We start from the raw sequence: 311 nt of genomic DNA, 5'->3' as shown, positions 1-311 counted from the left end.
GCCAAGGAAGCGCATGACGCCCCAGGAGCTTTCGTTCGACAGGCCGAAATGGCGGATCTTCCCGGCCTTCACCAGTTCGTCGAAGACGCCAAGCGTCTCGGCGATCGGCGTCTCGCCTGCCGGCGCGCCTTCGGTGTCGGCGCGTCGCGCCACCGCGCCGACGCGCGTCGGGTTGGCGCCCCAGGGAATGTCCCGTTCCGGCCAATGGATCTGGTAGAGATCGATGTAGTCGGTGCCGAGCTTGGTCAGCGACTTCTCGACGGCGTCGAAAATGTCGGCGCGCGCCAGCTTCGACGGGCGGTCGCCGCGAA

Annotated in this window: 1 protein-coding gene; it reads right to left on the bottom strand. The window is 67.5% G+C overall.

Annotated features, from left to right (window positions below; all coding sequences use genetic code 11):
* Window positions 1-311, bottom strand: a 311-nt coding sequence (locus EN862_RS35480; protein ID WP_193771646.1) for an aldo/keto reductase, incomplete at both ends; no start/stop codon positions are given.

Origin of the sequence: Mesorhizobium sp. M2E.F.Ca.ET.219.01.1.1, from assembly GCF_004016445.2 — a bacterium.
In the GTDB taxonomy this organism is placed as follows: domain Bacteria; phylum Pseudomonadota; class Alphaproteobacteria; order Rhizobiales; family Rhizobiaceae; genus Mesorhizobium.
Note: the sequence above shows the minus strand (reverse complement) of the source record. Positions and strands in the feature narration are given on the sequence as shown.